The following is a 12,216-nucleotide window of genomic DNA, read 5'->3' on the forward strand; positions in this document are numbered from 1 at the left end:
ATCTATGACACTTGCTTTAATTATATATATTGTCGTTGCATTACTGATTGTATTGCTGATCAATGTTTTCTTAAGAAAACGTAAAACTTCTCAATCAGTACGTCAACCTAACCCCTCTCACATCAAACAAAATACTGATCCTTCAAGATTTAAAGCGAGCGATTTAGAAACTTCAGATGAATCAACAGAGGAGACAGACTTAAAACAGACTCACTCAGATGAAACAGAAACTGAGTCCACATATGAACAAGAAACAACACAAAACTCAGAAACAGAAGAGACAAAACAACCTGCACAAGGCGATTCGGTCATGTATCGTTTTGGTAAAGGTGCAACACGTAATAAAGTCCTTGCGGCGATGTTGTTTGGGATGTTTATTGCAATTTTAAACCAAACATTATTAAATGTGGCATTGCCTAAAATCAACAGTGATTTCAATATTACCGCGTCAACAGGTCAATGGTTGATGACTGGTTTTATGTTGGTAAACGGTATTTTAATTCCGGTCAGTGCCTTTTTATTCGACCGTTTTTCTTACCGTAAATTATACTTGTTCTCACTTGTTATTTTCACACTCGGCTCATTAGTGTGCGGGATTGCGATGAACTTCCCAGTTATGATGACTGGCCGTGTGCTTCAAGCAGCGGGTGCAGGGATATTAATGCCGCTAGGTTCTAATGTGATTATGACGATTTTCCCACCGGCTAAACGTGGTATGGCTATGGGTGTGATGGGCGTCGCGATGATTTTAGCGCCAGCCATCGGCCCGACATTATCAGGTTATATCGTTCAAAACTATCACTGGAATCTTATGTTTTACGGTATGTTCTTTATCGGTATTGTGGCGATTGTTGTCGGTTATTTCGGTTTCAAAATTTATCAACATACGTCTCAACCTAAAGCAGATGTCCCAGGTATTATTTTCAGTACATTAGGTTTCGGCGCATTACTGTATGGCTTTAGTGAAGCAGGTAATGCAGGTTGGGGTTCAAATGAAATTATCGTTTCATTTACTATCGGAGTTATCTTTATTATCTTATTCATCTTAAGAGAGTTACGTATGAAGATGCCGATGTTGAACTTTGAAGTCTTGAAGTTTCCGACTTATGCATTAACAACACTTATTAACGTTATTGTCATGATGAGTTTATATGGCGGTATGTTATTATTACCGATTTATTTACAAGATTTACGTGGTTTTACCGCGATTGATTCAGGTTTATTACTATTACCAGGTGCTTTAGTTATGGGACTATTAGGTCCAATTGCTGGTAAATTGTATGACATGATAGGTATTAAACCACTTGCGATATTTGGTATCGCGGTTATGACATACGGAACATGGGAGTTAACGCATTTAACAATGGATACACCGTATTCGCATATTATGGGGATTTATATTTTACGTTCATTTGGTATGGCATTTATTATGATGCCGATTATGACAGCAGGTATGAATGCATTGCCAGCACGTTTAATTTCACATGGTAATGCCTTAGTGAACACATTGCGTCAATTAGCGGGTTCTATCGGTACAGCTATTCTCGTTACAGTGATGACGACACAAACAACTGAACACATGAATACGTTCGCACAAGATTTAGATAAAACGAATCCGGCGATTCAAGATCAAATGAAAGAAATGGCCATGCAATATGGCGGTCAAGAAGGCGCAATGAAAGTGATTATGACCTTCTTAAATAAACTTGCGACAGTTGAAGGTGTCAATGATGCTTTCTGGATTGCGACATTATTTAGCGCTATCGCATTATTCCTTAGTTTCTTTATTCAAAGTAAGAAAAAAGCAGATGCATTTGCGCAAGAACATGATCATTAAAAAATATTGAAGATATAAAGAAAGCGACAGGTGCTGTATCTGTCGCTTTTTCTAATAAAAACGCCTCTGCGTCCTTTACGCAGGGGCGTTTCTTCAATTATGATTCATTTTTTAATTTGTAGGGTCTGTATTTGACGTGTTAGTTTGAGAATTCTTCGTAGGTGCTTTAAATGGCCACCAGTTTCCTTGATTGAATGATTGTGCAACCGAAGGAATGAAGAGTGGTAATAAGAGTACGTTATAAATGATAAGTCCGATAATAATCACAGTCGCAATTTCCATAAGTGTTAAGGCACCAGAAGTATAAAGTGCTGCGACAGTACCGACTAAAATGACACATGCGGTCATGATAACTGTACCCATCTTACGCATTGAAGTGATGATGGCGTCAGTGACTGAATGACCTTGTTCGACTTCTTCGGTGAAGCGGTTGACTAAGAAGATTGCGTAGTCGATACCTAAAGCCATGAGTACAACAAAGCTGAAGAATGGAACAACTAATGAGAGGCCACCCATATCAAATAAGTTTGTAAAGATTAAGTTTGAAATACCGATAGATGCATAATATGTGATTAAAATAGATGCGATCATATAAATCGGCATAATAATTGAGCGTTCAAAGATTAACAGTACAATAAATAAGAACACTGTAATCAATGCGATGGCTTTACTCATATCACTATTAACTGTTTTTTCTAAGTCATTGTTTTGTGATGATGTGCCACCAAACTCAATATCACTGTTTTCGAATGATGTACCTTTGACTTGATGATCGACAGTTTCGTGTATCGTATCTACAGTCTGCATAGCTGATTTAGAGAAAGGATCTCCTTTTAATTCAACAGTCATTAAGAGTACCTTACCATTGCCTTCGCTATACTGTTTAACCGAATCTTTTAAATCTGTATTTTTCAACATATCATCTGTGATGTGCATACCAGACTTGTCGATGTTTTTGTCATCGGCCATTTCTTTTAAGCGTTGTTGAATCTGAGTTTGTCCATCTTGAACTTGTGAAATACCATTTTGTGATTGTTCTAACCCTTGTGCTAATTGACCAGACTGTCCAGTAACTTGTTGAACAGCTTGTTGTGGTGGAAGTTGAGAACTTTGTTGCAGCATTTGTTGTACACGTTGTTGTTCTGTTAGAGGTTCAACTTGTGACTGCATCTCACCTAAACCATTGTTGACTTGATCGAGTCCTTGATTCGCTTCATTTAACTTGCCTTGAATGACATCTAGTTGATGCGATGCTGAAAGAGATTTAATCGGTTCTCCGGTAGGGCGTGTAATCGTGCTGACACTATCGACACCTTTTACTTTTTCAATTGATTGTGCCAAGACTTCAGCATCATTCACACCTTTAGAAGTTGTCAGTTTATGATCATCTGCGATTGCAATATTTACTGGGAATGCTTGTCCCATAGTGAAGTCATCTTTAATGATATTGATGGCTTTGATGGAATCATATTGATCACTGATTTCATTAGTATTGTCGAATGAAATTTTATTAGGTGCGAAAATAATAATTGGTACCAAAATTACTAACACAATGACAAGGCCTAAGAAAGAACGTTTCGTTGTAAATTGGCCCAACGTGCCCCATAATTTACTATCTTTGTGTGTACCAGCATTTCTGCTTGGCCAGAATATTTTTTCACCCGTTACCATTAATAGTGTAGGCAGCAAGGTGAATAAGATAATCATCAGACATAGCACACCGATTGCGATACCCATCGCTGAACGGAAGAGACTAAACTCTACAAAGAATAATGCTGCAAAGCCGACTAATACTGTAATGGCACAGATTAAAATCGTGCGTCCGCCATTTTTGAAAGTGTTAAATACAGCTTGATAATTGGATTGGTTTTTACTCAACTCTTCTTTATAGCGGTTAAGTAATAAAATACAGTAATCCGTTCCAATACCAAACAGCAACGCGATTAAGAACGGTTGAATATAGATGGAAATTGGAAAATCGATATATTTAACAAGCAGTGCCAAAATACCTTGTGAGAATAAATAAGAAATACCAACTAAAAGTAATGGTACAAAAGGTGTAACTACAGAACGGAAGACTAAGAATAAAATACCAAGAATTAAAATGACTGTAATAATTTCAGTCTTCTGCAGGCCTTCGTTCACACTCTTATTGATGTCATCATTGATGATTTCATTACCAGTTAAATAAGAAGACTTAAAGTCTTGATGAATATGATTGATATCATCCGCAGCATTTAAAGTCTTAGTTTTATCATCTGTCGTTTCTATAGGAATGAGCACAGTTTTTTTATTATCTGCCACTAATTTGTCTTCAATGTCCTTACTTTCGACAGGATTAATGACATTTTCAACATGTTTCACTTTTTTGATGTCTTTAACATAGTCTTTAAGCTGTTGACGACTTGTTTTATCTAGAGGTCGATCTAACTTGACGACAGCGCTGATACTTTCGGAATCAGCACCGACTGCTTTTAATTTATTTGTATATTGTTGTGAGGTCATATTATCAGGAGGCTTTATATCACCTTTATCTTCAGCTAATTTTGTTAAATTAGGTGCGAAAATTAAAGTACAAGCCACCATTATCACAACAATAATTGAAATTAGCCATCTGAATTTCAATATTGTTTTCATTTTCTATATTGACTCCTTTTTTATAAAATTTCCTCATACTTTTTAGTTGAGAGGTGTTAACTATATCTATGATAAAGAGAATTGAGTTTATTGTAAAGTTAAATGTTTGAGAAAATTGAATATAAAAAAGCAACAACTCGGTGTGAGCTGTTGCGTAGTCATTAACTATTTAATTCGAATACGACGGTTTCTGAAGAATAAGCTGATAAAGAGTAAACCGAAACAACACGCGAGTAATACGGTCGCATTACTTATTGCTTCACCTGTGACTAAGATTTTATCAGGTGAGAGGTTAATAAAGTATTGTTGTAATGTTTCAGATACACGTTTCGCTGTTTCTTCAACGATATAAGCCAGGCCGAAAGGAATCGCAAACATAATGGCGATTAAGACCATATTGACAATTTTTATCGCAGTACGATTAAAAATCAATGTTAAAACCGTCAAAATCAAACTGAGAATACCTGCGAAGAAAAAGGCGTAAAAGGCCAGTTTCAATTTGCTGATATTATCTTGCAGTTGGCTGATTTGTGTTAAATCAACATTTTGACTCGAGATGTTTTGCAGTGTCTCTTGGAAATTCAAGATTTGTGAAAAACGAATGGGTTCATTCACGAGTAAAATATTGAAAATAGGTTCTTTCAGCATACTGTAAATCGAGATAATTGTCAGAATCAATACGATGATTTGAATAATTAAACTGACGTAAGAACGCTTCTTTTTTGGTGCGAAATACTGGCCGCGTTGAAGCGGTACTCGATCTAAAGGAGCTTTATCAGCCCGTCGTAAATTATTTTGAGCCATAATGGACCAAATACCTCCCTTTGAAGAAAGAAGAACAGAATGATTTATATATTCTTATAACTTATCTTCTGACTGTATTGTATATATTTTATCACTGATGACTTGAATCACATAGTACTTTCCTTGTGTTTCGTAGAGTTGTGCTACAGTCAGCCCTTCTTCATAATAAGCTTGATTGATCGTGTTGTTTGATGGGATTTCACTATGAAGTTGTGATAATTGTGTTGTTAAACCTTGTTTTGTATTTTGAATTAAAGTCGTGATGTCTTGATTGGTTTCTGTTCTTTGTAATTGATTTTGTAGCGTATCTATCATTTGACGTTTACCTTGAATAATCGCATGCATAATACCACGTTCAAATAATTTATAGTCAGGCCCCTTAGTTACATTGTCTTTGCGTTGATTGAGCTCGCTAAGTTCGACTTTGACATCATCCGTTAAATCCAACAAAGTTACTTGAAGTTCTTCTTGAAGGGATAAACTCATTTAGAATCTCCTTTTTGAGGTATTTCAATACGATGCCCCAGTTGTTTTGGCCAATCAACCTTAGGTTGTGTGTTGTAGTAAAGTTCAACATTGCGCATAAATGTTTCTGGGAAAGGAGCTGATTTTTCACTATCACGATTGATACCCATCATCATTTGTTCATTCGTTGCGACAATGTTGCCTTGTTCGTTGCGCATGATTAAAAAGAAATGCAGACGCTTATAGTCATAGTTATAAAGATGAATATCAATTTGATAATTATCATCCAACTTAAGCTGGGATAAGAATGTTGTGTGTTCTTCAATTGTGAAAATCGTGTAGTTTAACTGCTTACGTTCGTCTAATGAAAGACCGTTATTATAGTTGAATTCATTCGTTGCTTGGCTGAACGCTTCGTTATATTGTGAATCATGCATATGCTGATTATGATCAATCATAGATTTTTCTACTGTACCTGTTAATGTAAATAGGTTGCTCATTAAAAAACTCCTTTACCGATTATTATTTTTTTATTTATCATGTATTGTTTTATACTTTATAACCCTCCATAATATACAAATCAATAGGGATAACTTCAAACATAATTAATACTAAAAATGATAAACTAATTTTATGACATAGGGGAGGGAAACGCATGAGTATGTCCATATATTATCAAACTCATTCACATGGCTTCAAAACAGTAGAAGACAAGCGTGATATTCCGTCAGATGCGACGGTGATTTGGTTTGATTTGAATGAACCGACTGAACAAGAAAATAAATTTTTATTAGATAACTTTGATTTTAACCCATTAGAAGTTGATGATACTATACATGCTAATCCAAGGGCGAAGTATAAGAATTATGGAGATTATCAAAATATCGTGTTTCATCGACTTTCAGAACAAAACTATCAAGTTGAAGTCTTGAATATTTTCATTAAAAACAATATCTTAATCACATATCATCATCAGCCGATTGATGAAATTGAAGCAGTTCACAAGCAAGTCACTGCTCATTTCGATAAAGATTTAGATTGTGATGATATTGTTCTATATATCCTTGACCATATTGTGGATGAATATTTCAATCACGTGGAAAAGATATCAGATAAAGTGTTTATGTTTGAAGATGAACATGGAGGAGAACGTACCAACAAGTATATGATGGATGATTTGTTTGATTTACGTTCTGATATTATCAAGATGAACCGAATCATTATGCCGATGAAAGAGTTGATTGATACGTTGCAATATTCGAGTGCTTTAGTGAGAGATGAAAGGCATAGAATGTATATTCAACATATTAAAGATCATATCGTCAAAGAAGAAAATATGTTGAGAACAGCACAGGATATCACGAAAGAAATCAGAGACAATTTTGAATCATATACTACATATAGAATGAACCACGTCATGCAGATATTAACTATTGTTTCAATGATTTTCATGCCATTAACATTGCTTGCGGGGATATACGGAATGAACTTTGAATATATGCCAGAATTGAAATGGCATTATGGTTACTTTATATGCCTAGGATTGATGGTACTAATTACGTTATGGTGCCTTTGGTTCTTCAAACGTAAAAATATGCTTTAGCATGATTTGAAATGGGAGCATTAAAAACTGGAACGAATGTCAGTTGATTGATACACTATCACTAATACATGAAAGAAAAGAAAGTAGGAAAGACAATGAGCGACTCTAAAAGGGAACAACGAAAAGATGATCACGTAAAAATTGCGATGGCACAAACTGATCCGAAACTAACTGATTTTGATCGTGTCAGATTTGTACATCATTCTATTCCAAGCGTGGATGTAGAACAAGTAGATTTATCAGTCAAATTACCAGACTTTGACTTAAGTTCACCCCTATACATTAATGCCATGACAGGCGGCAGTGAATGGACAAAACAAATCAACGAAAAGCTTGCGGTAGTTGCGAGAGAGACAGGGCTTGCAATTGCGGTAGGTTCAACACATGCTGCATTACGTAATCCAAAAACTGCAGATTCATTCAATATTGTAAGAGAAAAGAATCCAGAAGGTATCTTGTTTAGTAATGTCGGTGCAGATGTGCCTGCAGACTTAGCTAAGAAATCTGTAGAGATGTTGGATGCAAATGCACTGCAAGTACATGTCAATGCACCACAAGAACTTGTAATGCCAGAAGGTAATCGTACATTTTCAAATTGGATGGAAAACTTGAGCTTGATTGTTCAAACAGTTGATGTACCTGTGATTGTGAAAGAGGTCGGTTTCGGTATGAGCAAAGAAACGATAGAAGCTCTATATGAAATCGGTGTACGTTATGTAGATGTCAGCGGCCGCGGCGGTACGAACTTTGTTAATATCGAAAATGAACGCCGTGATTTAAAAGATATGTCTTACCTTCAAAATTGGGGACAATCAACAGTCGAATCTTTATTAGAAAGCCAATCACTACAAAATAAAATGACTGTATTTGCGAGCGGCGGTGTACGTAACCCGCTGGATGCTGTGAAATGTATTGCGCTAGGTGCAGATGCAGTAGGTATGTCTCGACCTTTCTTAGAACAAGTTGAAAATAATGGGATTACACAAACTGTAGAATATGTAGAAGCGTTTCTTGAACAAATGAAACGAATTGCGACGATGTTGGATGCATCAAATGTTCAAGATTTACAACAAACGTCAGTCATTTTTGATCAATATCTAAAAAATTGGATAGAACAACGTGGATTAAATTAGAAAATAGCACAAAAATCATTGTATGAAAATATACAAAAATAAGTGGAAATATAAGGAGAGCGGTTCAACTGGTAGAGGGTTGAACCGCTTTTTTAGTAACAAATTGGTTTTGGTATAGGCAATCACGAAGAGCTGGACCTTTGAGTCCATAGGCTCTGGCAACGCTTACACTTATTATAGAACATTAATTTGCACAAAGCAATTAGATTCATAAAAAATGATGGATTGTACAAAATAAAATGATTGGTAAATAACAAAATTACAGATGAGTATTATTTAGTACCTATAAGAAACATTTTGACATAAATGTGTATTGATTTATATCTATCTTTAGAAACTGAGCTGAATTTATAATAGGAGTATATTAATTCTCTGTCGAAGGGGGTCAGGGAGTGAGACCTAGTTATTCACAATTCAAAGAAACCGTGCTGATAGAACCGACATCACCAGTTGTTGAACCGTTTTTATACTATTATGATAAGAACCAACATCACATCTCAGGGCTACACATCAGTATAGAAGTTGAGTTAAATAATTGGAATGTTTCTCTCGAAAACAATATCAACACGAATATTATTACAGCCAGTCATACTTTTAAAGTTGATCGTGCTGAAAATAATGTGAAGTATCATTTGGTTGTCATAACACCCGAGACAAATACCGCTATGATAATAGACATCAATCAGGATTTGCGTATAGAGTTGAGTCGTTCATCGACAAAATATATATACGACATAACCAACTATTTGATTAGTGGCGAGAATTATATATATACTGCTTATTTAAGCTGTCAACTGACTCATCATAATTTACAAAATTTCAAAATTGAACGTATTTTTAATGAATGCTTTATCTTAAAAACTTCTACGTGATTTTGAGTGGTCGGACTGTTAAATAAACTATCATACAGTGCTTCAACTCTAAATTTTAAAATATGGACACTAACTTTTTTCAAAGAATGTTAACATATATACATGAATGATTACATCCAAAGTAATAAAGGATGAGTCTTGACAGTTGTTTGTGTGTGACTCCAACATAAGCAATGTGACAGATTAAATAAGCAAAATGATTTAGAAACTTAGGGTAGACTATTTACAGATTGTAATAGTTTTTGTGAATTGATGAGATGTCCTTGTCTATGATATATAGATGAGGGCATTTTTGCGTAGTTAGAAAAAGTTGGAAATAGAGTCGTCCTAAATACTCTATTCAAAATAAAGCCACAACATTTTGACATATCTGTTAAAAGTATGGCTATCCTCTTCTAAATTCTATATATTGTGGTAATTTAGTATTTAGAACACAAGATATAGTAGAAAAGGGGAATTCTATGTTGAAACTAGAAGAGAGCTTAAGTCGCTTAATTAATAAAGATCCGACAGTAGTTAATGAAAACGCGAATAAAGACAGTGAAACATTTACGACAATGCGTGACTTAACTGCAGGTGTCGTTTCAAAATCATATGCCTTAGAACACTTATTACCAAAACATGTGGCAGCAGCACATTTAAATGGAGATATTCATTTCCATGATTTAGATTATCACCCATTCCAACCTCTAACAAACTGTTGCTTGATTGATATTAAAGGGATGTTGGAAAAAGGGTTTGAAATTGGTAATGCACAAGTAGAATCACCAAAGTCCATTCAAACTGCGACAGCTCAAATCGTTCAAATTATTGCGAACGTATCAAGCAGTCAATATGGTGGTTGTACAGTTGATCGTATTGATGAAGTATTAAGTCAATATGCAGAATGTAACGCCAGAAAACATCGCGAAATCGGAGAAAAGTTTGTATATCCTGAACAATTGGATGATTATGTCCGTACGCAAACTGAAAAAGATATTAAAGATGCGATGCAAAGTTTAGAATATGAAATTAATACACTTTATACGTCTAATGGACAAACACCTTTCGTGACACTAGGTTTCGGCTTAGGCACAGATACATACAGCCGAATGATTCAAAAGGCAATCTTGAAAACTCGTATTCAAGGTTTAGGGCATCATCATGTGACTGCCATTTTCCCTAAATTGGTTTACTCCATTAAAAAAGGTGTCAATTTTGCGCCTGAAGATATCAACTATGATGTAAAACAGTTAGCTTTAGAATGTTCTACTAAACGTATGTATCCAGATATTTTGAACTATGATAAAACCGTTGAAATTTTAGGTGATTTTAAAGCGCCAATGGGTTGTCGTTCATTCTTACCAGCATGGCAAAACGAAAAAGGTGAAAATGAAAACAGCGGTCGTTGTAATTTAGGTGTTGTTACTTTGAACTTACCGCGTATTGCGATTGAAACAGAAGGCGATCCAGCTGCATTCTGGAGATTACTTGATGAACGTATGACATTGATTCATGATGCATTAGTTTATCGCATTGAACGTATTCAATCTGTGATTCCAAATAACGCACCAATCCTTTATAAAAGCGGTGCATTCCACAATCGCTTAAAAGAAGATGATAATGTGATGGAATTATTCAAACATAAACGCGCAACTATCTCAATGGGCTATATTGGTCTTTATGAAGCAGCAACTGTTTTTTATGGACCTAACTGGGAAACAAATCCAGAAGCGAAAACATTCACATTAGACATTTTAAGACGCATGAAAGATTTCCAATATCAATGGACAGATGATTACGATATTTTCTTCAGCTTATACAGTACACCAAGTGAATCATTAACAGATCGATTCTGTCGTTTGGATACAGAACGTTTTGGATTAATCCCAAATATTACAGATAAAGGCTATTACCAAAACTCTTTCCATTACGATGTACGTAAAGCAGTGTCACCGTTTGAAAAATTGGATTTTGAAAAAGATTATCCTTTCTTAGCGAGTGGCGGTTATATTCATTATTGTGAATATCCTAAATTGACACATAATACAAAGGCGCTAGAAGCGGTATGGGACTATTCATATGATAAAGTCAGTTATTTAGGTACGAATGCGCCGATAGACAAATGCTATGAATGTGGTTTTGAAGGGGACTTTAAAACAACAGCACATGGCTATGAATGTCCACATTGCGGTAATCATGATCCTGATACAGTAGATGTGGTTAAAAGAACTTGCGGTTATCTTGGTAATCCTGTTCAAAGACCAACGATTGAAGGGCGTCATAAAGAAATTGCTGCACGTGTGAAACATATGAAAGGAAACGAATAACGATGTTATATGCACAAGTTGAAACGGGACAAGGTTATCTCGCAAAGATTGAAGAAGAATCGTTTGTGGATGGAGAAGGGGTCAGATGCAGTGTGTATGTATCAGGTTGTCCTTTTGCATGTGCCGGCTGTTATAATGTCGCAGCACAAAAATTTAAATATGGCACACCTTTTACAGATGAAATGTTGACTCAAATCCTTGATGCTTGTGCACCAGATTATATTGCTGGGTTAAGCCTGTTAGGCGGCGAACCATTTTGTAATATAGACATTATCCAACCCTTGATTGAAGCATTCAGAGCACGTTTTGGTCATACTAAAACGATTTGGGTTTGGTCTGGTTTTATGTTTGAGAATTTAAAACATAATACAAAAGCACGTAAAGAACTTCTAAAACAAATTGATGTCTTAGTAGATGGACCTTTTGTCCAACAACTTTATCAACCAGGCTTAGCATTCAAAGGTTCGCTGAATCAACGTGTCATCAATGTACCTTTATCTCTACAAACAAATACCATTATAGAAATATGAAAAAAGTGGTCTCTCCTGAACATAAG

Annotated in this window: 10 protein-coding genes; 6 read left to right on the top strand and 4 right to left on the bottom strand. The window is 35.4% G+C overall.

The window, feature by feature from the left end; genetic code table 11:
- The first annotated feature begins 4 nt into the window (after window positions 1-4).
- Window positions 5-1,837 (top strand): DHA2 family efflux MFS transporter permease subunit, encoded by a 1,833-nt coding sequence (locus MUA87_RS02940; protein ID WP_057509949.1) that lies wholly within the window; start codon window positions 5-7, stop codon window positions 1,835-1,837.
- 111 nt (window positions 1,838-1,948) lie between these two features.
- Here MUA87_RS02940 and MUA87_RS02945 read toward each other — a convergent pair whose 3' ends face one another.
- The 4 genes from MUA87_RS02945 to MUA87_RS02960 form a co-directional block, all read right to left on the bottom strand.
- Entirely contained in the window at window positions 1,949-4,474 is a 2,526-nt protein-coding gene (locus tag MUA87_RS02945; RefSeq protein WP_262551281.1) for an MMPL family transporter, read from the bottom strand.
- A 165-nt stretch (window positions 4,475-4,639) separates the two neighbouring features.
- Complete coding sequence (locus MUA87_RS02950; RefSeq protein ID WP_002479689.1) at window positions 4,640-5,278, bottom strand: hypothetical protein; 639 nt, start codon at window positions 5,276-5,278, stop codon at window positions 4,640-4,642.
- 54 nt (window positions 5,279-5,332) lie between these two features.
- Window positions 5,333-5,764, bottom strand: a complete 432-nt coding sequence (locus MUA87_RS02955; RefSeq protein ID WP_105978757.1) for a hypothetical protein — start codon at window positions 5,762-5,764, stop codon at window positions 5,333-5,335.
- On the bottom strand, window positions 5,761-6,243 hold the full coding sequence (locus MUA87_RS02960) for a thioesterase family protein (protein WP_105978756.1): 483 nt from the start codon (window positions 6,241-6,243) through the stop codon (window positions 5,761-5,763). Before MUA87_RS02960 ends, MUA87_RS02955 begins: the two co-directional genes overlap by 4 nt.
- Before the next feature lie 155 nt (window positions 6,244-6,398).
- Here MUA87_RS02960 and corA point away from each other — a divergent pair, with 155 nt between their 5' ends.
- The 5 genes from corA (at window position 6,399) to nrdG (ending at window position 12,190) form a co-directional block, all read left to right on the top strand.
- Window positions 6,399-7,346, top strand: coding sequence for a magnesium/cobalt transporter CorA (gene corA / locus MUA87_RS02965; protein ID WP_002479686.1), 948 nt, complete (start codon window positions 6,399-6,401; stop codon window positions 7,344-7,346).
- Between the two features lie 95 nt (window positions 7,347-7,441).
- The gene (gene fni / locus MUA87_RS02970) at window positions 7,442-8,479 is read left to right on the top strand and encodes a type 2 isopentenyl-diphosphate Delta-isomerase (protein WP_262551282.1); all 1,038 of its coding nucleotides are present in this window, start codon (window positions 7,442-7,444) and stop codon (window positions 8,477-8,479) included.
- A 392-nt stretch (window positions 8,480-8,871) separates the two neighbouring features.
- Window positions 8,872-9,351, top strand: coding sequence for a hypothetical protein (locus MUA87_RS02975; RefSeq protein ID WP_002479684.1), 480 nt, complete (start codon window positions 8,872-8,874; stop codon window positions 9,349-9,351).
- A gap of 461 nt (window positions 9,352-9,812) precedes the next feature.
- Complete coding sequence (gene nrdD, locus MUA87_RS02980; protein WP_002479683.1) at window positions 9,813-11,660, top strand: anaerobic ribonucleoside-triphosphate reductase; 1,848 nt, start codon at window positions 9,813-9,815, stop codon at window positions 11,658-11,660.
- A 2-nt stretch (window positions 11,661-11,662) separates the two neighbouring features.
- The gene (nrdG, locus tag MUA87_RS02985) at window positions 11,663-12,190 is read left to right on the top strand and encodes an anaerobic ribonucleoside-triphosphate reductase activating protein (RefSeq protein ID WP_105966526.1); all 528 of its coding nucleotides are present in this window, start codon (window positions 11,663-11,665) and stop codon (window positions 12,188-12,190) included.
- Window positions 12,191-12,216 lie beyond the last annotated feature (26 nt).

This window comes from Staphylococcus simulans (assembly GCF_025561465.1).
Taxonomy (GTDB): Bacteria; Bacillota; Bacilli; order Staphylococcales; family Staphylococcaceae; genus Staphylococcus; species Staphylococcus simulans.